The organism is Vibrio sp. 10N.222.52.C12, from assembly GCF_041474215.1.
GTDB lineage: Bacteria > Pseudomonadota > Gammaproteobacteria > Enterobacterales > Vibrionaceae > Vibrio > Vibrio crassostreae_C.
In genome coordinates this window covers 1-24,748 of the sequence record NZ_JBFRTR010000114.1, presented here as the reverse complement: position 1 = coordinate 24,748, position 24,748 = coordinate 1, and the positions used below count along the sequence as shown (strand labels likewise).

The window sequence follows — 24,748 nt, the reverse complement described above, 5'->3', positions numbered from 1 at the left end:
TCCTTAACCTTCAGCCGCACGACCACGTTGCGGGAAGAGTCCGCGTGGGCGTTTTTGAATAAATAGAATGATGAAAACCAGTACCAGAATCTTGGCGAGAACCGCACCAGCCCATGGTTCTAAAATTTTATTGAACAGACCAAGGCTTAAGCCTGCGACTAGCGTGCCCCATAGGTTGCCAACACCGCCGAATACCACCACCATGAATGAGTCGATGATGTACGCCTGTCCCATATTAGGGCCAACGTTGGTCAGTTGAGACAGTGCCACGCCTGCAACACCCGCAACGCCAGAGCCTAAACCGAAGGTCATCGCATCAACTCGCTCTGAACGAATACCCATCGCACGAGCCATGCCACGGTTTTGAGAAACCGCACGAACCTGCAAACCTAGTGGTGTCTTTTTCAGAACCATTAATAAGCCCATAAATACCAAACCACAGAAGAGAATGATATAAAGTCGGTTGTAAGTCAGGGACAACATTGGGTTCAATTGAAGTGCGCCAGACATCCATTCAGGCGTGCTCACTGAGCGGTTCAAAGGAGAGAAAATCGAGCGAACAGCCTGCTGCAAGATTAAGCTAATACCAAAGGTCGCGAGTAAGGTTTCCAATGGGCGACCATAAAGATGACGAATCACACTTCGCTCAATCGCAATGCCCACTAAGCCAGAAACAATGAATGCCGCTGGAATGGAAAGTATCAGCGCTAGGCCAATATGATTCGGCATCAACAACTGCAATACGTAGGTGGTGTAAGCGCCAATCATGATCAGCTCGCCATGAGCCATGTTGATAACGCCCATCACACCAAAGGTAATCGCTAAGCCAATGCCTGCCAGTACCAATACCGAGCCTAAGCTCAAACCGAAGAATACGGTTTCTACACCCGAATAGAGTGCTTGGCTTTGTTGATAGCTATCCATCGCACGTTCTGCTGCAGCGGTAATGCTTGGATCTTGCTCAGTGTTTAACAGTTGATTCAGTGTTTTCAGAACCACCGAGTGTTTGAAGTCACCAACTCGTTCAATTGAAGCCACACGATCTTCAATGGTGGCACTGTTATTAAGAGAAGTGGCAATCGCTAACGACAAATCCATTAGCTCAGCTACTTTGCCATCTGATTCATTGGCTCTGAGTTCAGTTAGTCGTTCGATAATGTCAGCGTCTTTGGTTCCTAACAAATCCAAAACCGCCTTATAACGCACATCAGGGTTGCCGCTGTTCAGTCCAATCGAGGCTATTTCCCCGCGTAATATCCCGCGAAGTTTGTTGTTTACGCGCACCTTTTTAAACAGCTTAGCATTGTCGATATTGAGAGTTGATTCATCCCATACAGACTGAGCTGAAGTGGCTGTTTTGGTGTTTTGAATGAGATAGAGCTGTTTATAATGTTCGTTTTTTTTATCATTGAAGTAATAGAGATTGCCGTTTAACCATCCATATAAAATAGCCTTCGACACGTCTTCCGTTTGTGTCTCAATGATCCAATCGATGGCTAGCTCTTTATCCGATGTTTTTTTACCAACTAGCGCCTTGGTAAAGCTAGCTTCATCCGTTATTCCAGCAAAAGCCAACTGAGCACTGATAGCCATGAGCAACAGCGCCTTAAATACGTTTAATACGTTCTTCATCCCTGCTTCCTTAACCAACAAGTTAGATATTGTTATTTTTTACTTGGTGGATGTTTGGATAGTTGTTGTGACTTGAAACTAATTTGAGCCTTCTCTTTCGTTGCGCCTCCATGCAGAAGCACTCTTCCCTAAAGAGAAGGCTCAATATTCATAGCTAGTAGTTACCGGTAATAGCTAACACCCAGTAACGAAAGCTGATAACCAGTAACTAGTTATCAGCTAAGAGCGAATAACTCTAGTTACCACCAGAACACTTTTTAGTTTCAACGTTGAACGCACCACATGAGAATGGCTTAGACCAACTAGAGAATAGTTTTGCTGATTCAGGTAAGTAGTTAGACCAAGCATCACCTGCAACAAGGCCTGTGGTTTCCCAAACGATGTCAAACTGGCCATCATCTTGAATTTCACCGATCAGGACTGGTTTAGTAATGTGGTGGTTTGGCAGCATGGTAGAGTAGCCGCCAGAAAGGTTAGGTACAGACACGCCAATCAAGGCATCTTGCACAGATTCAGGATCGGTTGTGCCCGCATTAGTCACAGCTTGAGCCCACATATTGAAACCAATATAGTGTGCTTCCATCGGGTCATTCGTTACACGTTTGTCACTCTTAATGAATGACTGCCATGTTTCAACGAACTCTTCATTGACTTCGGTATCGACGCTCATGAAATAGTTCCATGCCGCTAAGTGACCCACTAGAGGTTCAGTATCCATGCCCGATAGCTCTTCTTCGCCAACCGAGAATGCAATCACTGGAATGTCTTCAGATGAAACACCTTGAGCACCAAGCTCTTTATAGAAAGGTACGTTTGCATCGCCATTCACAGTAGATACAACGGCGGTTTTCTTACCAGCTTCACCAAACTTCTTGATATCTGAAACAATAGATTGCCAATCAGAATGACCAAACGGTGTGTAGTTGATCATGATGTCTTCTTCTGCGACACCTTTACTTTTTAGGTAGGCCTCTAAGATCTTATTGGTGGTACGTGGATAAACGTAATCGGTACCTGCAAGCACCCAACGTTCCACTTCAAGTTCATCCATTAAGTAATCAACGGCAGGAATCGCTTGTTGGTTTGGCGCAGCACCGGTGTAGAAAACGTTTTTAGAGGACTCTTCGCCTTCATACTGTACTGGGTAGAAAAGGATGCTGTTTAGCTCTTCAAAAACTGGCAGCATGGATTTACGTGATACCGATGTCCAACCACCAAATACCACATCCACTTTTTCTTTCTCGATAAGCTCACGTGCTTTCTCAGCAAACAACGGCCAGTTTGACGCAGGGTCAACAACTACAGGCTCAAGCTTCTTACCAAGTAAGCCACCTTTTTTGTTTTGCTCGTCGATGAGCATAAGAACGGTATCTTTTAGCGTTGTTTCACTGATCGCCATAGTGCCTGACAATGAATGTAGAACGCCGACTTTAATGGTATCGTCAGCCGCAAGCACTGTTGCAGAAGAAAATGAAAGTGTTGTACACAGTGCAGCTAGCGATAAATTGAACACCTTGTTCATGATTGTTACTCCATAATTGTATTTTTGTTATTCAATTACAGAGTTACAAGAAGAGTGCCAAACTTAAAACATAACCAACAAAGTTTTAAGCCTTTGTATTTAATAGTACTTTAACTAAGTTAACACCAATGCAGTGCATAGCGACAAGGTTACTATGTTTCATGCTGGTGCAGTGACGATAAGATTGAACCAAGATGACACACGCATATTCGCTAAATACAAAAAAGGCCCAATATTTTCATACTAGACCTACAAAAAACACCTCAGATTATCGTCTTGCCATTGAGAGGTAAGACTATTCGGCTTGTTGAAACTCGAATTTCACTCTCGACTTAGATTTAAGCTCGTTACAATCACCATTGCAGAAATAGCTCGCAGCCCCACAAGCTTGAAGCTTCTCTAATTGGCAGCTGCACTCAGGACAAAAGCCCACTTTTGTAAAGTGATCTTGGCAGCTTTCACAGTGGTATTTACCATCCCAGCTAAGTTCTGACTGGCATTTAGGGCAGATATTTTCACTCATAGGAAATCCTAACTTTTTACTTTCAGTACTAATAAGCAATCTACTCTTTCTTCGCCTTGGCTTGCTTGATTTGATACATGCTTTTGTCAGCTGACGCAATCAACTGATCGAGCCCTTTAGGCGACTTTTCACAAGCAATCCCAACACTGACTGAAAACTGAACGCCATTAATATAGAGAGCTTTATCCAACGCTTTTTCTAAGCTGTGATAAAAGTCTGACACTTTTTGTTCGGTATCAAAGCAAGAAAACACTACAAACTCGTCACCGCCGTAACGACCTACCTTGGCACATGCCGTAGTCGCTTCATCGAGAACTTTTGCAACGGCTAACAGAACATCATCGCCAAAGCTATGGCCATACGTATCGTTGATTGACTTGAATTTATCAACATCAACAAACAGGCAGGCCATCACTTTGTCCGCAAAACATCGTTTAACTAAAACCTTCTTAGCTTCACTTAACAATGCTCGGCGGTTCAAGCAATGGGTTAAAGAATCTCGATTGGCGAAAAAGTTAAGCTGATTCTCCAACTCGAACTTCTCTAGTGCTACCGAATACAGGGAAGCCAGTAGTTCTAAGATCTCGAGCTCAAATTCATGCGGTTCAGAGATGTACTGACTATAAATAGCGAAGGTACCCAACACATTACCGCGCGACGAGATAATGGGTACCGACCAACAGGCATGCAGATTCGCTTGATTAGTGAGGGCTAAAAAAGGTGCCCAGTTTGGGTGTGCATTTATGTTGGAGACCATCACTGCTTTCTTAAGCGCAGCTGCCTCGCCACAAGAACCTATCCCCGCACCAATTTCTACCCCTTCAATCTGTTGATTGTAAAAATCAGGCAGGTTTGGAGCATATTCAAGGTGTAAAGTTTTAGACTCTGAGTTGAGCAGTAGAATTGAAGCCATGCGCTGCCCAAAAAGCTGCTCGGTAAGCTGAATAATCTTGTGATTTAAATCTTTGCGATCCATCCCAAGCGCAAGCTTCCGTAGCAAGCTATTGACGGCTCGATGGCCTTCTAATAAAAATTGTTGTTCCATTCACTAAGGCTTTCAATTGTGTAATCGGGTACAGCCTGTTCTTATGCAAGCTTGTTATTGGTTAATAATAACACACTAAATTAGTACGACACACAATCGAAGATCATAGGTTGATCTTTCGCTTTATCTATTTTGATCAGCGATCTACCCCAAAAAGAATATTTATATCACCACACACCGAAAGCATAAGTTACATGTGCTGCATTTCAATTTTAAATAGTCATTTATATTAAAAGTTACATGAAAAAACAAAATAAACAGCACAGGCTATTTCGATCTGTAGTCTAAATCATCGAATTACATGCGTCAGCATTTCAATATGCTGGTCATCTAACTGGGTTAACTTAACGGACAATGCCTTAAGCTCTGAGGTGTTCTCAATGTGAGTACCACCACACGGAATAGACACTAAAGTGTCGGCATCCAACTGCCATTCCCAATAACGAGAGTCTGTTAATGCTTCGCCTTCCAGTCGCATTGCAACTGGCGTCGGCTCTGCAAGCCAGCCCGCAATCATCTGGTTGATATCAGCTTCGATGTCATCAAGATTTGCTAGCATGTCTGCAACGTTCAAACCGCGCTTCTTGAGGGTTTTGCCTAAACGATACTTATCGGAACACAGCTCTGGAGTCACAAAGCTCGTCACTTGTGCGTAGCTATTGAAGTCGTAACTGCCAAGCGGATCTTTTCTATCCGCATCTTTACGCCAGTAGCGCTCAGCCAATACTTTATTCAAAGCTAGGAAAGCGATGTGGCCAGCACTGTGACCACGGCTCAAACTGGCTTGGTACTCTTTATCAACCGACAACACGACTTCGTCGTTAACCTTAATCATAGAAGCAGATGTAGGTAGCTGGTGGACAACAACAAACGCCCACCCTTCCGTATCACGCTTAACAGGGATATCTGCTGCGATATGAAGCTTGCCAGTAGATTGTTCTATAGCACCAACAAGGCAGTCTTCAACTGGATATAGCACGTCACCAACACTCACAAAGCCTTGGTCTGCAGGGTGATCTGGCCAAATGTGACTCACTGGGTGGAAGGGTGTCACGTCGGTGATCAGGTAAGTTTTGCTGTCATCGCTTGCAACGTACTGCGCTTTAGCATTGAGCTGCCAAGCCTGATGACAAAATTGAGTGATGGTTGGTGTGATTGCTGACACAGGTGTAATCAAATCGCTAGTAGTCATATCGTTCTTCTTCTGGAATCTAGTCTGATTCGTTGAGCCATGATGATAAAAACGTATTGTTATGGCTTAACGTGAATTTTGCTTAAAAAAATACCCGAGACAGGCTCGGGTATCAAATCTATTGGAAAGGTTTACTTACGACCTTTAACCATGCTCATCATACGTTTACGTTTACGTTCTTGAGAAATTGTCAGCTTGTTAGTCTTAGCTTCAAATGGGTTCTCGCTGTTCTGGAATTGAATGCGAATAGGTGTACCCATGATTTCTAGTGAACGACGGTAGTAGTTCATCAAGAATCGTTTGTATGAATCTGGCAAGTTACGAACTTGGTTGCCGTGGATAACGATAATCGGTGGGTTGTAGCCACCAGCGTGCGCGTATTTCAGTTTCACACGACGGCCACGAACCATAGGCGGTTGGTGATCATCAGTCGCCATCTTCATGATACGAGTTAGCACAGAAGTACCAACACGAGTAGTCGCTGACTTGTAAGCTTCTTGTACAGACTCAAACAAGTGACCAACACCTGTACCGTGAAGTGCAGAGATAAAGTGAATACGTGCGAAATCAACGAAGCCTAAGCGACGGTCTAGCTCTTTCTTAACGCGTTCTTTAACGTCGTTATCTAGGCCATCCCACTTGTTTACGGCAATAACAATTGAACGACCAGCGTTCAACGCAAAGCCTAGCAAGCTTAGATCTTGATCAGAGATGTTTTCGCGAGCATCGATAAGCAGCAATACAACGTTAGCATCTTCAATCGCTTTCAGTGTTTTAACCACTGAGAACTTCTCTACCGTTTCGTTGATGTTTTTACGACGACGAACACCCGCAGTATCGATTAGAACGTATTCACGCTCGTCACGCTGCATTGGGATGTAGATAGAGTCACGAGTCGTACCTGGCATATCGTAAACAACCACACGCTCTTCACCAAGAATACGGTTCGTTAGCGTTGATTTACCTACGTTAGGACGGCCAATGATCGCTAGTTTGATCGGTTGATCTTGAAGACGCTTGAATTCTGCTTCAGCTTCTTCTTCTGTAAATTCAACCTGCTCTTCTTCTTCGTCTTCAAACTCAGTTAAGTCGCTTACTTCGCCATTCTCAGCTTTTAGCGCTTCTGCGAATGGGTTAAGAGCAAGGTCAATAAGTGCAGTAACACCACGACCATGCGCCGCAGCGATTTGGTACATGTCTTCTACACCTAGTTGCCAGAAGTCAGCACTTGCAGCATCAGGGTCGATACCATCAACCTTGTTTACTACTAGCATTGAAGGCTTTTCTAGTTGACGTAGGTGCTTAGCAATCGCCACGTCTGAAGATGTTAGACCCGCACGGCCATCTACCATAAATAGAACGACATCAGCTTCATCAATCGCCGCTAGCGACTGTTCAGCCATTTTAGTTTCAACACCTTCTTCAGTACCGTCGATACCGCCAGTGTCAATAACAATAAAGTCATGCTCGCTAAAATGAGCATGACCGTATTTACGGTCACGCGTTAAGCCAGGGAAATCCGCAACCAATGCATCACGAGTTCGAGTCAATCGGTTAAATAACGTAGATTTACCTACGTTCGGACGCCCTACTAGAGCAACAACAGGTACCATAACAACCTCTACAATTTCTTCTCTAAATGTAGTTATAGGTAAGCACTTGTTCGCAAGTTTAAACTCTTACCTATAACCACACGGTTTATTAATTTTTAACAACAAAACGGCTCCTGGCTGTTACCAACCAGGAGCCGACTGTGAATTATATCACGCTTTTATTGGCTAATCGTTAGTTTCTTTACATCGCCATTGCGAGTCGTCACTAAGTAGCCTTCAGGCAGTTCAATTGGTGCAACCGCAAAGCCGCTATCATCGACAAGCTGTTGAGCAACAAACTCACCCGATGAACGATCCAACCAGTGCAGATAACCTTCAGTATCACCCACGACTACATAACCATTAATAATAGCAGGTGCTGTCAGTAAGCGGTTTTCTAACAATGGAGTGCTCCACAGTTCAGTACCACTACGCGCATCAACCGCAACCACATGGTCTTTGTCGGTAACAACGAACAAACGGCTACCATCACTTGCTAAATCAATCGCTGATGAGTAGTTACGTTTCCAAATTGGCTTACCAGAACGAAGGTCGATAGCAATCAGCTGACCATTGATACCTACGGTATACAGGGTGCCACCAAGAACAATTGGAGATGCATCAACATCAACCAAACGATCAATTTCCGTTGCACCTTTTGGTGTGCCTACTGGCTGTTGCCAAATAAGCTGACCACGATCAACGATAGCCGCAGCTAGACGACCATTTGCTGTACCCCAGAATACACCACCAGAAACTGCAACAGGCGAGCTATCGCCACGCAGTGTTAGGCTTGGTACTTCCGTACTGATGGTCCATTTTTGTTCACCGCTTACTTGATCTAACGCGATCAACATACCGCGACTGGTATGAACAATGACCATGTTGCTATCAGTTGCTGGGGATGCAAGCACCTCGCCATTGACTGATACACGCCACAGCTCTTCACCGGTCGATTCTTCCAGTGCGATCACTTCGCCATTTTCAGAACCAACAAAAACTTTACCGTAAGCCGCCGTTAAGCCACCCGATAAACGAGCCAATACGTCTTTCTCAAGATCGACTTTCCACAGCGCTTTACCTGTATCAGGATCAAGCGCTTTAACCATACCTTCACGGCTTGCAACAAACACTTTGTCGTAAGCCAATTCTGGCGTTAGTTTTGAAAAGTAGTGACCAACACCATCACCAACCGACGTAGACCATTCCTGACTAGGAGTGAACTCGCTGTTTACCGTTGGGACTGGAGCCATGATTACGGTGTCTTCTTCACCCGCACAGCCAGCTAGTAGGCCAAGAGCAATCGCACACAACGCCGCTTTTGGAAACATCTTCTTCATTCAAAGCGCCTTATTTAGCTAGGTCGTCAAGTTTGATTTGAAGCGTTTGGCTAGCGTCAACAGCTTGCTGTGCTTCTGTGTAAGCACTGTATGCTGCGTCTGTGTCGCCTTTACGAAGTGAGATATCACCACGCAGTTCAGCAACACGGCCTTTCCAAGATTCGTCTGTCATAGCAGCAAGATCAGTCAGTGCTGCGTCAAATTCACCTTGCTCAGCTTTAATACGTGCAACACGGTAAGTAAGTAGTGGCGCAAGTGCCGCGTCCTTAGTTGCCGATTTTGCCCACTCGAGCTGTTCAAGTGCCGCCGCTAGATCGCCTGCTTGTACTTGTACTTTTGCTAGTTGCATAGCAGCAAGTACTGAGTACTCAGCATCTTTGTTTGCGTCGATGAAAGCTTGAATATCAGATTGAGCATCAACACCCTTAACATCAAGAGCTGAAATTACAGAGGTGTAGCTTTCTGAAGCTGCTTCACGCGCTTCAACTACTGAATCTTGGTAATAGCGCCAGCCAAATAGACCACCTAAACCAATAACCGCACCAAAGATTACGGCTTTACCGTTCTCTTTCCACCAATCTTTAATGGCTTCAACTTGTTGCTCTTCGCTATCGTAAAGTTCCACTTCCTGTCCTCTTTAATTCTTTAAACGCCAGCATAGTGCTGACGTTAGTATTCATTATGAGCGTTTGCTCAATGGCTAATTAGATTAGCGCAGCAACTTTCTCTGCAACTTCCGTTTGAGACACGGTTTCTTGCTCGCCGCCAACCAGATCTTTTAGCACAACTGTATTGTCAGCAACTTCGTTCTCACCAAGTACCAGCGCCACAACAGCACCTACTTTGTCAGCACGTTTGAATTGCTTCTTGAAGTTACCACCACCGAAGTGGTTCATTACACGCACGCCTTCAACGGTGTCGCGTAATTGATTCGCTAACTGCATGCCCGCGATCATAGTACCTTCGCCAGCAGCAACTACGTATACATCAACGCTACGACGAACTTCTGTTAGCTCTAGCGTTTCCATCATCAGAACCAGACGCTCTAGACCCATTGCGAAGCCAACTGCATTGGTTGCTTTGCCGCCTAGTTGCTCAACAAGACCATCGTAACGACCGCCGCCACATACTGTACCTTGAGCACCAAGGCTATCTGTGATCCACTCAAATACGGTGCGGTTGTAGTAATCTAGGCCACGTACTAGACGCTCATTAACTTGGTATTCGATACCAACAGCGTCAAGAAGTTCACACAAACCAGCAAAATGTTGCTTCGATTCTTCACCTAGATATTCAGATAGTCGAGGTGCGTCACCTAAGATAGCTTGAACATCAGGGTTCTTAGTATCAAGTACACGTAGAGGGTTAGTGTGCATGCGACGTTTGCAGTCTTCGTCAAGCACATCAATATGTTGCTCAAGGAAAGCCACTAACGCAGTGCGGTAGCTTACGCGATCTTCTTGAGAACCGATTGAGTTCAGCTCTAGGCGAACGTGCTTATCGATACCTAGCTCACGCCATAGACGTGCTGTCATCATGATAAGTTCTGCGTCAACGTCTGGACCGTCTAGACCAAACACTTCAACACCACATTGGTGGAATTGACGGTAACGACCTTTTTGAGGACGCTCGTGACGGAACATAGGGCCCATGTACCATAGGCGCTGTTCATCACGGTTGATAAGGCTATTTTGAATACATGAACGAACACAACCTGCTGTGCCTTCTGGACGCAGCGTTAGGCTATCGCCATTGCGGTCGTCAAAGGTGTACATCTCTTTAGAAACAACGTCTGTCTCTTCACCAACTGCACGGCTAAATAGGTTTGTTTCTTCAACGATAGGCATACGTACTTCGTTGTAACCGTATGCACTCACCACGTTTTTAACTGCGCTTTCTACTTTCTGCCACAGTGGTGATTGAGTTGGAAGGCAGTCGTTCATGCCTCGAATTGCTTGAATATTTTTAGCCACAGTATTTATTCCGTAATTTCTCACGACCAGGTGTTAGTGCGAATAGACAATCACACCCCATCGCGTTGTATTAATCTTCTAAGTTTTCTACATCAATGCGATTTGCTTTATCAAGCACTGACGCTTTTGCACGAATCTTAGCTTCAAGTTTGTCGACAAGGTCATCGTTGTCGAAGCGCTCTTTCTGACGCTTACCATCTTCGTAGAAGGCACTCTTACGTGCACTACCAGCTAAACCTAAGTGAGACACTTCAGCTTCACCAGGGCCGTTAACCACACAACCGATGATAGATACGTCCATTGGAGTGATCACGTCTTCTAGGCGCTCTTCAAGGGCATTAACGGTGTTAATAACATCGAACTCTTGACGAGAACAGCTCGGACACGCAATGAAGTTGATGCCACGCGAACGAATGCGCAAAGATTTAAGAATATCAAAGCCAACTTTGATCTCTTCAACCGGATCAGCCGCTAGCGATATACGCAGCGTATCGCCGATACCTTCAGAAAGAAGCATACCTAAACCTACCGCTGACTTCACAGAGCCTGCACGCGCACCACCCGCTTCGGTAATACCAAGGTGGAGAGGTTGATCAATCTGCTTAGCCAGCAAACGGTAAGAACCGACAGCAAGGAATACATCAGAAGCCTTCACGCTGACTTTGAATTGATCAAAGTTCAGGCGGTCTAGGATATCTACATGACGCATTGCTGATTCAACAAGCGCTTCTGCTGTAGGTTCTGTGTATTTCTCTTGGATCTCTTTCTCAAGAGAACCGCCGTTAACACCAATACGAATCGGAATATTCATATCACGTGCACAATCAACAACTGAGCGGATACGGCTTTCGTTACCGATGTTGCCTGGGTTAATACGCAGACAGTCAACGCCGTATTCGGCCACTTTTAGGGCGATACGGTAGTCGAAGTGAATATCAGCAACCAAAGGAACAGAGACCTGCTGCTTGATTAGCTTAAAGGCTTCAGCGGCATCCATAGTCGGTACAGATACGCGAACGATATCAGCGCCAACTTTTTCCAGAGCTCTAATTTGAGCAACGGTCGCGGCTACATCTGTTGTTCTTGTGTTGGTCATGGATTGCACAGCAATTGGTGCGCCATCACCGATCGGCACATCACCCACATAAATACGGGTTGATTTGCGACGAATAATAGGAGATTCGTGTTGCATATTAACTCTAAGGTAAGGTTATTCTAGCTACTTTGCCTGAAGTATACCCAGAAAGGTCGACAGGTTCACTTGCAAATGTCATTGATACGCCTTCTGGCGCACCTAGAATCACTTTATATGGCGCAGTTCCTGAAAGATTTAACGACTGACCTGCTTTTTTGATGCCAGTCGACAAGGTTTTACCCGTTGCATCTTTTACTTGGATCCAGCAATCAGCAGAGAACTGCATGACTAGCTCGTTAGCCACAGCTTCAGGAGCAGTGCTTGCTTCAACCGCTTCTGCATTCGCAGCAACTTCAGCAGTTGGCTCTGTCTCTGTTGCTTGTTGTGCAGGAGTTTCGTCAGCTGGAGTAACAGCATCTGAAGTATCTTCCGCATCGCTTATCGCAGCAAGGCCTTCAGTATCTTCAACAACAGAAGCACCCGCTTCGTTTTGTTCAGCTTCAATCACTTCCAAAGAGGTGAATTCAGGGGCAAGTGATTCTTCTACCGCTAGCTCTTCTGAGCTTTCAGTATTCGCTAAAGATTGAGATAGGGTGTCTTGCTGTTGGTTCTGCCACCACCAAAGTGAGGAGATACCCGCAATGACCGCAAAAATGCTCCAAGTCAGGATCATAATACGGCTGTTGTGCTTCTCGGTTTTGGTCTTACGAGAAAAACTCAGCATTTCTTGCTCTTGATGCTGAGCATCACCGGCATGATGCAGCGCACTCAATACGACTTTTTCGTCAAGATTGACGTATTTCGCGTATGAACGAATATAGCCACGCATAAACGTCGCCACTTGATCTGACTCGAATTGGTTTTCTTCAATTTGTTGGATCAGAGTAACGCGAAGTTTCAAGCGATCAGAAATCTGCTTTTGCGTTAAACCAAGAGATTCTCGTTTGTTCTTAAGCAGCGTTCCCGCTTCCAAAGCTGGAGCTACGGTTTCTTGCGTTTGTGTATCTTGTTCTGTGTTCATAGAGAGTGAACTTCTAAAGTATTATCGCAGGTTGAGGAGAGCGTTTTCTTATTGTCGTTTAAGCTCAATCTAACAACCCACGTTATGTGGAATTTTTCCTGCTATCTAAATCATCAACCCTTAAAGGCGAACATCATTCATTTGTTATGGATGACCTTCTCAGGAAGCTAGTTTATCAAGTAGCCAACCTAAATAGACATATTGATGATCAGTAGCAAGCGAGCACTTAAATTAATTTAAGATTAGTTAATCATAAGCTAATGCCATTACAAGGCAAAAACACTTTAAACAAAATTTACCGTCAGCTCATGGTTTTGTCCAAAATTTGACGAAAAATGTAAGAAAGCGTGGGCAAGAAGTCCAAAAAATCAAAAACTGTACCCCAGAAAAGCAACAAGCCAGAAGTAGGACTTCTGGCTTGTTTAGGTTCTAATCGCGTTTTATACCGCTTTTACTTCAATCACACCACCGGCAATCAAGTTCGCTTCAGAGGCTGCTTTGATCATTTTGGTACGTTTGGTTCTATCAATCACATCACCGACTAACTGACCACACGCGGCATCAATATCATCACCACGAGTCTTACGAACGGTTACTGTGTAGTTGTATTCCATCAGCGTTTTTTGGAAGCGATCAATACGAGAGTTGCTTGGCTTCTTATAAGGCGAACCCGGGTAAGGGTTGAATGGAATCAAGTTGATCTTACAAGGCGTCTCTTTCATTAGCTCTGCAAGTTCACGTGCGTGGTCCATATCATCATTCACATGATCCAATAGCACGTACTCAACCGTTACTTTACCGCGGTTAGCGTTTGAAGATGCAATGTAACGACGAACAGATGCTAGGAAGTCTTGGATATCCCAACGGTCGTTGATCGGCATGATTTGGCTACGTAGTGCATCGTTTGGCGCATGTAGAGAAATAGCCAATGCGACATCGATGTTGTCTGTCATTTGGTCAAGGCCAGAAACAACACCAGAAGTTGATACGGTTACACGACGCTTAGACAGTGCGAAACCTAGATCATCAAGCATGATTTCTAATGATGGCATTAGGTTCTTCATGTTCAATAGAGGCTCACCCATACCCATCATTACAACGTTAGTAATTGGACGACGACCGGTTTCTTTTTCTAGGCCGATTTCGCGAGATGCGCGCCAGATTTGGCCAACAATCTCTGAAACTTTTAGGTTACGGTTGAAGCCTTGTTGAGCTGTAGAACAGAACTTACATTCAAGTGCACAACCAACCTGTGAAGATACACATAGCGTCGCACGGTCACCATCTGGGATGTATACCGTTTCAACGTCTTGGTCGCCAACGCTCATCGCCCATTTAATTGTGCCATCTGAAGAGTGTTGAGCTTCAGAAACAACAGGTGCAACAATCTCACAGCGACGTTGAAGTTTCTCACGTAACTTTTTGTTGATGTTATTCATTTGTTCGAAGTCATCGACACCGAAGTGATAAATCCACTTCATCACTTGCTCTGCTCGAAACGCTTTCTCATTCAGTTCTTCTGTGAAAAATTTACGAAGACCTTTACGATCAAAATCGAGTAGATTGACTTTAGCTGTGGTCATGATGCCTCTCAATGACGGAACAATAATTAAGGGCGCGAATTGTACAGGCTTTACGCAACTTCAACAAGCATTGTAAAACCCTGTGTTTATTAAGACATTCAAACTTAAGCGATTAAAATTTGAACGATTGTATTTATCGGCCTGAGATTACCCAATTTAAACAAAGATTCCCGATTACACTCCTTCGTCGCTTTCGGGAATGACGTAAATAATCACCAATTGCTCGATAATATTTACCACGAGGTGGTTGCTCCAAAGTTCCCCGTCATTCCAGAACTGAGGAACGAAGTATCTGGAATCTCCAATAACAAAAACAGATTCCCGATTACGCTCCTTCGTCGCTTTCGAGAATGACGACTAAATTGATTATCGAGAGCGTAAAATCCACTTACAAAAAAGGCCTCACCGAGGTGAAGCCTTTAGAATAATTTGCAGTGCCGGTTATTGAGCTGGGCGTGGGCAAATTTCAGATTCTGGGAAGAAGAATTCGATTTCGCGAGCTGCAGACTCAGGGCTGTCGCTGCCGTGAACTGAGTTGTAACGCATGCTGATTGCGTAGTCAGCACGGATAGTACCGCATGCCGCTTCTTCTGGGTTTGTTTTACCCATAAGCTCACGGTAACGAGCGATAGCGTTTTCGCCTTCAAGCACTTGAACCATGATAGGACCAGAAGTCATAAACTCTTTAAGAGCTGGGAAGAACTCTTTACCTTCATGTTCAGCGTAGAAGCCACTCGCTTGCTCTTCAGTAAGACGAACCATTTTAGCAGCAATAATTTCTAGGCCTGCTTTTTCGATACGGTGGTAGATTTCACCAACAAGGTTACGCTTAACTGCATCCGGCTTAACAATTGAGAACGTTCTTTCTAGAGCCATAGGGATTCCTTCACTTCATTTTTTTTGTTATTAAATACTGAAATTACTGAGATCTTTCGATCTGAGCTTTATGAATGAGCGGCACAAAATACCGCTCACCCTTATTATTATTTTGCTTGGTCGATAAGAAGACGAGCCAGTGTGCGAACGCCCATACCCGTTGCGCCTGCCGCCCACTTGTCACTTGCTGACTTACGGTAAGTACCCGCGCAATCCATATGAATCCAACCTTTTTTGTAATCATCTACAAAGTAAGAAAGGAATGCCGCTGCTGTACTTGCACCCGGTGTGTAATCGCCTGTGCTGATGTTTGAAAGATCAGCAAAGTTTGAAGGCAACATACCACGGTGGAAATCAGCAAGAGGCAGTGGCCATAAGCCTTCTTTCTCTTGGTTTGCCGCTGTTAGCGCTTGGTGAGACAACTCATCATCGAAGCTTAATAGTGCGTGGTAGTCGTTACCTAATGCGTTTTTAGCCGCGCCTGTTAGCGTTGCACAGTCGATGATCAGCTCAGGGCTTTGTGCACTTGCGTACATCAGGCCATCAGCTAGCACTAAGCGACCTTCCGCATCAGTGTTCATGATCTCAACTGTTTTACCGTTTTTGTAGGTAATGATATCGCCAAGCTTCAATGCGCGACCAGAGATCATGTTCTCTGCGCAACATAGAATAAGCTTGATGCGCTTGTTAAGACCGCGTTCAATCGCAAGACCTAAACCACCAGTAATCGTTGCTGCGCCACCCATGTCAGCTTTCATCGCTGTCATGAATTGGCCTGGCTTGATACTGTAACCGCCCGAATCGAACGTAATACCTTTACCGACTAAACAAGCAAATACAGGTGCGTTTTCATCGCCTGTTGGGTTGAAGTCCAGTTGCAGCATTGCTGATGTACGCTCAGAGCCACGGCCGACCGCGTAGATGCCTTCCCAACCTTCGGTTAGTAGATCCTTGTCTTTAACAATCTTCGCTTTAACAGTGCCCGCTGGTGCCACTGACTTGATGTATTCTGCAGCCATTGTCGCAAGTTGACGAGGTGCCACTTCTTCAGCGGTTTTATTGATAATGTCACGCGTCCAGTCAGTTGCGCGAATACGAGCTTCAAGCTCAGTTTGATCGGCTTCTGAAAGTGCATCCCATTCCAATGCATTCTTTTTCTTTGGTCCACGGTAGCCTTGGTAGAAAGCCCAAACGCTTTCTAGATCCCAACCTTCACCACGAAGTGAAACGAATGCGATACCTTGTCCGTCAAGCGTACGACCCGCACGTTGAACTGCGCCTAGATCGTGGCCTTCACCAATGTGAATTGTCGCTCCCGCTTCTGAGAACGATAAAATAGCTCTTGCTCCCCACTGAGGCTGGGCAGCTTCTTGACTTAAAAATACTGGCATCTGTGTAGACATGATTTCTCCTTGTCATGAACCACTTCGAGAGTGTGATTCTGATTATTTTTTATTAGCTCACTGATGTTAGCATTATGTAGGAGGAAAATGTCATTTTGATAAAAAAACGGACCATAAGGTCCGCTTTTTTTAGTAAGAATTGTTAACTTGGCTGCGTTTTATATTGGACTGATGCCAACCCGCGACCAAATCATCAGATAAGAGGATTAATCCATCTCATCCATCCAGCACAAAATAATAGCCTCTAAGATTTTTTCATTCGAGTGGTTAGGCTCGTCGTCGAACTCTTCAAGGTCTAGCACCCATTGATGCAGATCGGTAAAACGTACCGTTTTAGGATCAGTATCAGGGTACAAATCACATAGCTCAATTGCGATATCTCGCGAATCAATCCACTTCAAGCTCATAACACTTCCTTATATTTATCAGCGACGCTCTGTCACCTTTATGATCTATATTCTAGGCCAGTTTTCTTAGTATGTTTGTCTAAGCAATAACTCTCTCAGTCATCGCTGTATTAGCCATGACTGAGAACAGGTTCTTAATGGTCTTCAGAAGCCAGGTTCAACGTGTACTTTGGAATCTCTACAACAAGATCCGTATCAGCCACTTTAGCTTGGCAACCCAAGCGAGATTCCATCTCTAAGCCCCATGCTTTATCTAGCATGTCGTCTTCTAGATCATCACTCTCTTCTAAAGAATCAAAACCTTCACGAATCACAACGTGACATGTTGTACATGCACACGATTTTTCACATGCGTGTTCAATACCAATACCGGCCTTCAATGCAACATCAAGAACCGTCTCACCAGTTTTTGCTTCTAAAACAGCGCCTTCTGGACATAGATCTTCGTGAGGTAAAACAATAATCTTTGGCATGTTTATCTATTCTCTAACTATTAAATATTATCGACTGACTGACCTGACAGTGCAGCACGAATTGATTTATCCATACGACGAGAAGCAAAGTCTTGGCTCGCTTTGTCGGTATTCTTAATTTCTAGTTCAATAGCATCAGCGTTGTCGCCATTACGCACTTCAATCAGTGCTTCAATCGCTTGAACAAGTTGTTGTTTGCCTTGCTCATCAAGTAGCTCGTCACCGTCGGCTTGCATTGCAGCGATAAGGCCTTCGATAACGCGATCCGCTTCTACGCGTTGCTCAGCAAGAGCACGTGCTTGCATGTCTTCTTTTGCAAACGTCATCGAATCTTTCAGCATGCTAGCCACTTCGTTGTCGCTTAGACCGTAAGAAGGCTTAACTTGGATTTCAGCTTGAACGCCAGTGCTCTTCTCCATTGCGGTAACTGATAGCAGGCCATCAGCATCCACTTGGTAAGTAACACGAATATGAGCAGCACCTGCAGTCATCGGCGGGATGCCTTTCAGAGCAAATCGAGCCAGTGAACGACAGTCATCAACCATCTCACGCTCGCCTTGCACGGTGTGTACTGTCATTGCAGTTTGACCGTCTTTGAACGTGGTAAACTCTTGTGCACGAGCAACTGGGATCGTGGTATTACGAGGGATGATCTTTTCGACTAAGCCACCCATGGTTTCGATACCCAGTGACAGAGGGATAACATCCAATAGCAGCATCTCAGAGTCAGGCTTGTTGCCAACTAAGATATCCGCTTGAATCGATGCGCCAATCGCAACCACTTCATCAGGGTTAATACTGGTTAATGGAGTACGACCAAAGAAGCCACCGACCATTTCACGAACAAGTAAGGTACGAGTTGAACCACCTACCATCACGACTTCTAGTACTTCATCCGCGTCAACTTCCGCATCTTTCAGTGCTCGGCGGCACGAAAGCAGCGTTTTCTTAACTAGTGGCTTGATGATCTCTTCGAACTCTTCACGAGTTAAAGAGCCAGACCAACCTAGTGCTTCAACATTAACGCTTTCAGCTTCAGATAAGCCAATCTTCGCTTCTGTTGCTGCGTCTAGAAGAATACGGTTCTGTTCTGCTGTCAGCTCTAACAAGCCCATTTGCTCTTGGAAATGATCCGCAATTAAATGGTCAAAGTCATCGCCGCCTAATGCAGAGTCACCACCGGTTGCTAAAACTTCGAAGACACCTTTAGACAGGCGTAGGATAGAGATATCAAACGTACCACCGCCTAAGTCATAAACAGCGATAACCCCTTCTTTACCTGAATCCAAGCCATAAGCAATCGCAGCTGCAGTGGGTTCATTAAGAAGACGTAACACATGAAGACCAGCAAGTTGCGCTGCGTCTTTGGTACCTGCACGTTGTGCATCATCAAAGTACGCAGGGACGGTAATCACGGCACCAGCCAATTCACCACCTAACGTCGACTCAGCACGTTGACCGAGTGCACGAAGAATATCTGCAGATACTTGAATTGGGTTCTTATTTCCTTGCGCTGTGTTAATCACAGGCAGGCCATTATCACTTTCTTCAAACTGATATGGCAGAGATGGGTATCGCTGTTGAATATCTGACAGTGAACGACCGATTAATCGCTTAACTGAGATAATGGTATTTTTAGGATCAGTTTGTGCATTTACACGCGCTTCATCACCAGTGGTGTACGACTCTGACTGATAGTGAACAACGGAAGGGAGAATACTGCGACCTTGTTGATCAACAAGCGTGCTTGCCTCACCACTGCGCACTGACGCAACCAATGAGTTTGTTGTACCTAAATCAATACCCACTGCAAGCTTGTGCTGGTGAGGAGCGGCGCTTTGCCCTGGTTCTGCAATCTGAAGTAGTGCCATGGATGTGTCCTTGTTATACGAACTAGCCGATCAAACGATCTTCAACTAACTCGATTTCATTCTTTAATTTTGCAATAAACTTAAGCTTTCTTACTCGGTCTGCAGCTTCTAACCAAGCTTCGCTGTCGAGTTCTTGTTGGATAGCGCTTAATTGTTGTTTATACATTTTGCTAACCTTTCCTTCAAATGCAAACAAAGCATCTTCAGGATCAGAACTGTCGGCGATATCTTCCAGCTCTTCACGCAATTCCATTTGCTCCATCAGGAACATAGGATCTTGCATAGTCTGCTGCTCACCACGAATATCCTCACCATGTTGAACTAACAGGTATTCAGCGCGGCTGACTGGATTTTTCAACACCTGGTACGCATCATTGATTTGCGCAGCTTTTTGCACAGCCAGCAAGCGATCTCGCTCAGAAGCCGTGGCAAATTTATCAGGGTGGAATTGGCGTTGCAGATCTCTAAACTGAGAAGAAAGAAGGCTACCATCCAGTTGAAACTGAAGTGGTAGCCCAAATAATTCGAAATGATTCATGTAACGGTGGTCCTAAGTTTAGGCTCTTTACTTAGAGCCTAATTTTATTCTTCGCTCATTATAAACGCTCAACGATTGAGGCGTTTATACATTGAAGCTCTCACCACAACCACATTCGCCTTTCGCGTTAGGGTTGTTGAATTCAAAACCTTCGTTTAGGCCTTCTTTTACGTAATCAAGCTCAGTACCGTCTAGGTAAACTAGGCTCTTTGGATCAATGATGACCTTAACACCTGAATGCTCGAACACTTCGTCTTCTTCGTTGAGCTCGTCAACGAATTCCAGTACATACGCCATACCCGAACAGCCAGTAGTTTTTACCGCTAAGCGCAACCCGATACCTTTACCTCGGTTATCTAGGAAAGCTTGAACTCGGCTTGCTGCCGTATCTGTCATGGTGATGGCCATACTACAACCTTGTGTTTTATATAAATTGAGAACTCAGGGGGAGCACAAAGGGTGCTCCCAAATATTACTTTTTTGAAGTGATTACGTTGTAGAAACGATTAGTGCTTCTTTTTGTAATCCGCAACCGCTGCTTTGATTGCATCTTCAGCAAGAATTGAACAGTGAACTTTCACTGGTGGCAACTCTAGCTCTTCTGCGATTTCAGAGTTTTTAATAGCAGCTGCTTCATCAATACTTTTACCTTTAACCCACTCAGTGACTAGTGAGCTAGAAGCGATTGCGCTACCGCAACCGTAAGTCTTGAATTTTGCGTCTTCAATAATACCTTCTGCAGATACTTTGATTTGCAGTTTCATTACGTCACCACAAGCTGGTGCGCCAACCATGCCGCTACCTACACTTGGATCTTCTTTATCAAACGAACCTACGTTACGTGGGTTTTCGTAGTGATCAATTACTTTTTCGCTATATGCCATGATAGTTACCTCGAATCCTCTATTTCCGTGAGATTAGTGATGAGCCCACTCAACAGTGTTCAAATCAATCCCTTCTTTATACATATCCCATAGAGGAGACATGTCGCGTAATTTATTTACTGCTACACGGATTTGTGCAATCGCGTAGTCGATTTCTTCTTCCGTAGTGAAACGGCCGAATGAAAAACGTACTGAGCTGTGTGCCAGTTCATCGTTTAAGCCAAGAGCGCGTAAAACGTATGAAGGCTCAAGACTCGCTGATGTACATGCAGAACCTGATGATACCGCTAAGTCTTTTAAAGACATAAGCAGAGATTCACCTTCAACGAAAGCAAAGCTCACGTTTAGGTTATGTGGTACACGTTGATCTAAGTCGCCATTTACCGTTACTGCTTCTAGATCTTGAACCCCTTTCAATAGACGCTCGCGAAGTGCTAGTGCGTGGTCATAATCTTTCTGCATGTCTTGTTTAGCGACAGCAAAAGCTTCACCCATACCTACGATTTGGTGAGTAGCAAGCGTACCAGAACGGAAACCACGTTCGTGACCTCCACCGTGCATCTGTGCTTCAAGACGAATACGTGGCTTACGACGAACGTACAAAGCACCAATGCCTTTAGGGCCGTATGCTTTGTGTGCAGAAAGAGAGATAAGGTCAACTTTCATCTCTTTTACATCTAGTGGGATTTTACCCGCAGACTGAGCCGCATCAACGTGGAAGATGATCTTACGTGAACGACATAACTCGCCGATTGCACCGATATCTTGGATTACACCAATCTCGTTGTTAACGTGCATGATAGAAACTAAAACAGTATCTTCACGCATTGCAGACTGTAACTTGTCTAGATCAATGATGCCGTTTGCTTCAGGCTCAAGGTAAGTCACCTCAAAACCTTCACGCTCTAGTTGGCGACATGGATCAAGAACCGCTTTATGTTCTGTTTTACACGTGATTACGTGCTTACCTTTCTTCTCGTAAAAGTGCGCTGCACCTTTGATAGCAAGGTTGTCTGACTCTGTAGCACCTGACGTGAAAACAATCTCACGTGGGTCTGCATTTAGTAGATCGGCAATTTGCTCACGAGCATTATCTACTGATTCTTCTGCCTGCCAGCCGTAACGGTGTGAACGAGATGCAGGGTTACCGAAGTTACCGTCCATCGTCATGCACTGAACCATTTTTTCAGCAACACGTGGATCGACTGGGCATGTAGCTGAATAGTCAAAGTAAATAGGCAGTTTCATTTTCTACTCCAATGTAAAAACTGACCGCTAAGAGCGGGCATTAACACCGTGAGGTGCTGCACTAATCGTTGTAGTGCTCGTATTTTTATGTGCAAAACCATTATTAACCGCAAGATCGATATCTTGACGATCAGAAATCTCTAAAACTTCGTTATCTTTCATTAGCTCACCGAGCGTAATGTCATTTAAGAAGCTGCTGATTCGGGAGCTTAAATCACGCCAAAGAGTGTGAGTTAAACAACGACTACCACCTTGGCAATCTGCTCGACCGTGACACTTAGTTGCATCAACTGATTCGTCTACTGCAGCAATTACAGTTCCGACAGCGATGTCGCTCGCTTCAGCACCTAAACGGTAACCACCGCCAGGACCACGAACACTAGCAACTAAGCCAGCTTTACGTAACTTAGAAAATAGTTGTTCTAAGTAAGATAACGAGATGCCTTGTCGCTCTGAAATGTCAGCCAGAGGAACTGGGCTCTTTTGCGAATGCAGTGCTACATCTAGCATAGCTGTTACCGCATATCTTCCTTTAGATGTAAGTTTCATATCACACCGTATCCACATTGTTTATGTGGTTGGAATTTTCCCATACCCGACTAAATTGGTCAAGTATTTAGTTGACTATTTTAGTCAGGTATTCATCCCTACAAGCAGAGTGGGTTTTATTTGTCGTTTTTGCTCTTCTCAATTGAAGTCAAAATACCACGTAGAGTATTGATCTCTTGCAGTTCAGGGCGAGCTCGGCTGAACAGACGACGTAGCTTGTTCATCACCTGACCCGGTTTATCCTTAGAGATAAATTGGGTATCAATGATCACTTTTTCAAGGTGTTCATAGAACATTTCTAGTTCTTCGTGACGAGGGTACTCATCTTGTTGCTGTGGCTGATATTGGCTAGCGACCATATCAAGGTGAGCTACACGCACTTCGTAGCTCAGAGTCTGCACTGCCATTGCTAGGTTTAGCGAGCTGTATTCAGGGTTAGCTGGGATACATACATGGAAGTGGCACTTCTGAAGCTCATCGTTAGTCAAGCCAGTACGTTCACGGCCGAACACTAATGCGACTGGGTGCTTTTGACCTTCAATCGCAAACTTTTGTCCACACTCACGAGGCTCAAGCATTGGCCATTCAAGCGTACGTGAACGTGCACTCGAACCAACCACCAAACCACAGTCTTTTACGGCTTCGTCTAATGTAGAAACGATAGTCGCGTTTTCTGCGATGTCACCTGCACCCGCAGCCAGTGCTAAGGTCTGCTCGTCAACTTCACATTGAGGGTCTACAAGAACTAATTGACTCAAACCCATCACTTTCATTGCGCGAGCTGCTGATCCGATATTTCCCGAATGAGACGTACCAACCAGAACGACTTTTACATTGTCTAACATGCTATATGACACCACTTTAAAAATAATCGCGAGATATTAACACATAGCAAAGTAAAATGGTCAGACCCTTCGCGTAATGTGAAACCAAGAGTTCAAAAAATAACCACTTCCCTTTTGGTAAAACTTTGGTATACTCGCCGCCGCTTTAAATTGTTCTTTAACATCTTGTGGGAAAAACCATATGCATCCAATGCTAAACATTGCGATACGCGCTGCGCGTAAAGCTGGCAACCATATTGCTAAATCTCTAGAAACAACTGATAAGATCGAATCGTCTCTAAAAGGTAACAACGATTACGTTACTAACATTGCTCAAGAAGCTGAGTACATGATCATTGAGACAATCAAAGCATCTTACCCAGAGCACAGCATTATTTCTGAAGAGAAAGGCCTGACTGAAGGTAAAGACTCTGATGTACAATGGATCGTTGACCCACTGGATGGCACCAACAACTTTGTAAAAGGTTTCCCTCACTTCTCTGTATCTATCGCTGTTCGCATGAACGGTCGTACAGAAGTTGCTTGTGTTTATGACCCAATGCTAAACGAGCTATTCACAGCTCAACGTGGCGCTGGCGCTCAACTTAACAACGCTCGTATGCGTGTTACTCAACTAAAAGACCTTCAAGGTACTGTTCTAGCGACTGGTTTCCCATTCAAGCAAAAACAACACTCTGAATCTTTCATGAAGATCATCTCTGGTCTATTCATCGACTGTGCTGATTTCCGTCGTACAGGTTCTCCTGCTCTTGACCTATGTTACCTAGCAGCTGGCCGTGTTGATGGTTACCTAGAACTAGGCCTTAAGCCATGGGATCTAGCAGCTGGCGATCTAATCGCTCGTGAAGCTGGCGCTATCATGACTGACTTTGCTGGCGGTACTGATTACATGACGTCTGGTAATGTTGTTGCTTCAAGCGCACGTGGTGTTAAGTCTATTCTTAAGCACGTTCGTGAGAACGCTAACGAAGGTATGCTGAAGTAATTCAGACCTTACGTTAACGCTCCCTATTTTAAGGGCGCATAAAAACTCCAAAGCCTCGCTATATAGCTATAGCGAGGCTTTTTTGTATCTGCGATACGAGATACGAGATAC

General features: G+C 44.7%; 24 protein-coding genes. 1 reads left to right on the top strand and 23 read right to left on the bottom strand.

The genetic code is table 11. From position 1 onward, the window contains the following. Positions 1-3: 3 nt before the first annotated feature. The 23 genes from urtB to trmJ all read right to left on the bottom strand — a co-directional run bounded on the left by urtB (position 4) and on the right by trmJ (position 23,652). Positions 4-1,632, bottom strand: coding sequence for an urea ABC transporter permease subunit UrtB (gene urtB, locus AB4623_RS19620; RefSeq protein WP_372147204.1), 1,629 nt, complete (start codon positions 1,630-1,632; stop codon positions 4-6). Positions 1,633-1,867: 235 nt separating this feature from the next. After that, positions 1,868-3,154, bottom strand: a complete 1,287-nt coding sequence (gene urtA / locus AB4623_RS19615) for an urea ABC transporter substrate-binding protein (protein ID WP_065584655.1) — start codon at positions 3,152-3,154, stop codon at positions 1,868-1,870. A 295-nt stretch (positions 3,155-3,449) separates the two neighbouring features. After that, the gene (locus tag AB4623_RS19610; protein WP_372147202.1) at positions 3,450-3,677 is read right to left on the bottom strand and encodes a zinc ribbon domain-containing protein; all 228 of its coding nucleotides are present in this window, start codon (positions 3,675-3,677) and stop codon (positions 3,450-3,452) included. A gap of 40 nt (positions 3,678-3,717) precedes the next feature. Further along, entirely contained in the window at positions 3,718-4,722 is a 1,005-nt protein-coding gene (locus AB4623_RS19605) for a sensor domain-containing diguanylate cyclase (RefSeq protein ID WP_372147200.1), read from the bottom strand. A 289-nt stretch (positions 4,723-5,011) separates the two neighbouring features. After that, positions 5,012-5,914 carry an alanyl-tRNA editing protein gene (locus AB4623_RS19600; RefSeq protein ID WP_372147198.1) on the bottom strand — a complete coding sequence of 301 codons (903 nt, stop codon included), beginning with the start codon at positions 5,912-5,914 and terminating at the stop codon, positions 5,012-5,014. 131 nt (positions 5,915-6,045) lie between these two features. Next, a complete protein-coding gene (gene der / locus AB4623_RS19595; protein WP_372147196.1) occupies positions 6,046-7,527 on the bottom strand; it encodes a ribosome biogenesis GTPase Der in 1,482 nt (493 codons plus the stop codon). Between the two features lie 158 nt (positions 7,528-7,685). Continuing rightward, entirely contained in the window at positions 7,686-8,846 is a 1,161-nt protein-coding gene (bamB, locus tag AB4623_RS19590; RefSeq protein WP_372147194.1) for an outer membrane protein assembly factor BamB, read from the bottom strand. Between the two features lie 10 nt (positions 8,847-8,856). Continuing rightward, complete coding sequence (locus AB4623_RS19585; RefSeq protein ID WP_017062513.1) at positions 8,857-9,471, bottom strand: YfgM family protein; 615 nt, start codon at positions 9,469-9,471, stop codon at positions 8,857-8,859. 79 nt (positions 9,472-9,550) lie between these two features. Further along, on the bottom strand, positions 9,551-10,819 hold the full coding sequence (hisS, locus tag AB4623_RS19580; RefSeq protein WP_017062514.1) for a histidine--tRNA ligase: 1,269 nt from the start codon (positions 10,817-10,819) through the stop codon (positions 9,551-9,553). A gap of 70 nt (positions 10,820-10,889) precedes the next feature. Further along, a complete protein-coding gene (gene ispG, locus AB4623_RS19575) occupies positions 10,890-12,011 on the bottom strand; it encodes a flavodoxin-dependent (E)-4-hydroxy-3-methylbut-2-enyl-diphosphate synthase (protein WP_009848294.1) in 1,122 nt (373 codons plus the stop codon). Positions 12,012-12,018: 7 nt separating this feature from the next. Beyond that, a complete protein-coding gene (rodZ, locus tag AB4623_RS19570; RefSeq protein WP_372147193.1) occupies positions 12,019-12,975 on the bottom strand; it encodes a cytoskeleton protein RodZ in 957 nt (318 codons plus the stop codon). Between the two features lie 440 nt (positions 12,976-13,415). Continuing rightward, positions 13,416-14,558 carry a bifunctional tRNA (adenosine(37)-C2)-methyltransferase TrmG/ribosomal RNA large subunit methyltransferase RlmN gene (locus AB4623_RS19565; RefSeq protein WP_019822113.1) on the bottom strand — a complete coding sequence of 381 codons (1,143 nt, stop codon included), beginning with the start codon at positions 14,556-14,558 and terminating at the stop codon, positions 13,416-13,418. Positions 14,559-14,999: 441 nt separating this feature from the next. After that, the gene (ndk, locus tag AB4623_RS19560) at positions 15,000-15,434 is read right to left on the bottom strand and encodes a nucleoside-diphosphate kinase (RefSeq protein WP_016797173.1); all 435 of its coding nucleotides are present in this window, start codon (positions 15,432-15,434) and stop codon (positions 15,000-15,002) included. 107 nt (positions 15,435-15,541) lie between these two features. After that, a complete protein-coding gene (gene pepB / locus AB4623_RS19555) occupies positions 15,542-16,837 on the bottom strand; it encodes an aminopeptidase PepB (protein WP_065584659.1) in 1,296 nt (431 codons plus the stop codon). A gap of 206 nt (positions 16,838-17,043) precedes the next feature. Next, the gene (gene iscX / locus AB4623_RS19550) at positions 17,044-17,244 is read right to left on the bottom strand and encodes a Fe-S cluster assembly protein IscX (protein ID WP_004740335.1); all 201 of its coding nucleotides are present in this window, start codon (positions 17,242-17,244) and stop codon (positions 17,044-17,046) included. A gap of 134 nt (positions 17,245-17,378) precedes the next feature. Further along, a complete protein-coding gene (gene fdx / locus AB4623_RS19545) occupies positions 17,379-17,717 on the bottom strand; it encodes an ISC system 2Fe-2S type ferredoxin (protein ID WP_010440525.1) in 339 nt (112 codons plus the stop codon). A gap of 20 nt (positions 17,718-17,737) precedes the next feature. Beyond that, the gene (gene hscA, locus AB4623_RS19540; protein ID WP_017062518.1) at positions 17,738-19,588 is read right to left on the bottom strand and encodes a Fe-S protein assembly chaperone HscA; all 1,851 of its coding nucleotides are present in this window, start codon (positions 19,586-19,588) and stop codon (positions 17,738-17,740) included. Between the two features lie 22 nt (positions 19,589-19,610). Then, positions 19,611-20,126, bottom strand: coding sequence for a co-chaperone HscB (gene hscB / locus AB4623_RS19535; protein ID WP_010440522.1), 516 nt, complete (start codon positions 20,124-20,126; stop codon positions 19,611-19,613). 84 nt (positions 20,127-20,210) lie between these two features. Next, positions 20,211-20,534: an iron-sulfur cluster assembly protein IscA gene (gene iscA, locus AB4623_RS19530; protein ID WP_010440519.1), complete on the bottom strand. Its 324-nt coding sequence runs from the start codon at positions 20,532-20,534 to the stop codon at positions 20,211-20,213. Between the two features lie 98 nt (positions 20,535-20,632). Then, entirely contained in the window at positions 20,633-21,010 is a 378-nt protein-coding gene (gene iscU, locus AB4623_RS19525; protein WP_004735094.1) for a Fe-S cluster assembly scaffold IscU, read from the bottom strand. Between the two features lie 33 nt (positions 21,011-21,043). Beyond that, positions 21,044-22,258: an IscS subfamily cysteine desulfurase gene (locus AB4623_RS19520; protein WP_372147191.1), complete on the bottom strand. Its 1,215-nt coding sequence runs from the start codon at positions 22,256-22,258 to the stop codon at positions 21,044-21,046. A gap of 27 nt (positions 22,259-22,285) precedes the next feature. Then, positions 22,286-22,807 carry a Fe-S cluster assembly transcriptional regulator IscR gene (gene iscR / locus AB4623_RS19515; protein WP_010440512.1) on the bottom strand — a complete coding sequence of 174 codons (522 nt, stop codon included), beginning with the start codon at positions 22,805-22,807 and terminating at the stop codon, positions 22,286-22,288. 116 nt (positions 22,808-22,923) lie between these two features. After that, positions 22,924-23,652 (bottom strand): tRNA (cytosine(32)/uridine(32)-2'-O)-methyltransferase TrmJ, encoded by a 729-nt coding sequence (gene trmJ, locus AB4623_RS19510; RefSeq protein WP_017062835.1) that lies wholly within the window; start codon positions 23,650-23,652, stop codon positions 22,924-22,926. A 181-nt stretch (positions 23,653-23,833) separates the two neighbouring features. Here trmJ and suhB point away from each other — a divergent pair, with 181 nt between their 5' ends. Next, positions 23,834-24,637, top strand: coding sequence for an inositol-1-monophosphatase (suhB, locus tag AB4623_RS19505; RefSeq protein WP_017062836.1), 804 nt, complete (start codon positions 23,834-23,836; stop codon positions 24,635-24,637). Positions 24,638-24,748: the final 111 nt, after the last annotated feature.

Bases quoted from the DNA above. Each gene is read 5' to 3' on its own strand.
- urtB (WP_372147204.1), bottom strand. From the start codon at position 1,632: ATGAAGAACGTATTAAACGTATTTAAGGCGCTGTTGCTCATGGCTATC.
- urtA (WP_065584655.1), bottom strand. From the start codon at position 3,154: ATGAACAAGGTGTTCAATTTATCGCTAGCTGCACTGTGTACAACACTT.
- AB4623_RS19610 (WP_372147202.1), bottom strand. From the start codon at position 3,677: ATGAGTGAAAATATCTGCCCTAAATGCCAGTCAGAACTTAGCTGGGAT.
- AB4623_RS19605 (WP_372147200.1), bottom strand. From the start codon at position 4,722: ATGGAACAACAATTTTTATTAGAAGGCCATCGAGCCGTCAATAGCTTG.
- AB4623_RS19600 (WP_372147198.1), bottom strand. From the start codon at position 5,914: ATGACTACTAGCGATTTGATTACACCTGTGTCAGCAATCACACCAACC.
- der (WP_372147196.1), bottom strand. From the start codon at position 7,527: ATGGTACCTGTTGTTGCTCTAGTAGGGCGTCCGAACGTAGGTAAATCT.
- bamB (WP_372147194.1), bottom strand. From the start codon at position 8,846: ATGAAGAAGATGTTTCCAAAAGCGGCGTTGTGTGCGATTGCTCTTGGC.
- ispG (WP_009848294.1), bottom strand. From the start codon at position 12,011: ATGCAACACGAATCTCCTATTATTCGTCGCAAATCAACCCGTATTTAT.
- rodZ (WP_372147193.1), bottom strand. From the start codon at position 12,975: ATGAACACAGAACAAGATACACAAACGCAAGAAACCGTAGCTCCAGCT.
- AB4623_RS19565 (WP_019822113.1), bottom strand. From the start codon at position 14,558: ATGACCACAGCTAAAGTCAATCTACTCGATTTTGATCGTAAAGGTCTT.
- ndk (WP_016797173.1), bottom strand. From the start codon at position 15,434: ATGGCTCTAGAAAGAACGTTCTCAATTGTTAAGCCGGATGCAGTTAAG.
- pepB (WP_065584659.1), bottom strand. From the start codon at position 16,837: ATGTCTACACAGATGCCAGTATTTTTAAGTCAAGAAGCTGCCCAGCCT.
- iscX (WP_004740335.1), bottom strand. From the start codon at position 17,244: ATGAGCTTGAAGTGGATTGATTCGCGAGATATCGCAATTGAGCTATGT.
- fdx (WP_010440525.1), bottom strand. From the start codon at position 17,717: ATGCCAAAGATTATTGTTTTACCTCACGAAGATCTATGTCCAGAAGGC.
- hscA (WP_017062518.1), bottom strand. From the start codon at position 19,588: ATGGCACTACTTCAGATTGCAGAACCAGGGCAAAGCGCCGCTCCTCAC.
- hscB (WP_010440522.1), bottom strand. From the start codon at position 20,126: ATGAATCATTTCGAATTATTTGGGCTACCACTTCAGTTTCAACTGGAT.
- iscA (WP_010440519.1), bottom strand. From the start codon at position 20,534: ATGGCCATCACCATGACAGATACGGCAGCAAGCCGAGTTCAAGCTTTC.
- iscU (WP_004735094.1), bottom strand. From the start codon at position 21,010: ATGGCATATAGCGAAAAAGTAATTGATCACTACGAAAACCCACGTAAC.
- AB4623_RS19520 (WP_372147191.1), bottom strand. From the start codon at position 22,258: ATGAAACTGCCTATTTACTTTGACTATTCAGCTACATGCCCAGTCGAT.
- iscR (WP_010440512.1), bottom strand. From the start codon at position 22,807: ATGAAACTTACATCTAAAGGAAGATATGCGGTAACAGCTATGCTAGAT.
- trmJ (WP_017062835.1), bottom strand. From the start codon at position 23,652: ATGTTAGACAATGTAAAAGTCGTTCTGGTTGGTACGTCTCATTCGGGA.
- suhB (WP_017062836.1), top strand. From the start codon at position 23,834: ATGCATCCAATGCTAAACATTGCGATACGCGCTGCGCGTAAAGCTGGC.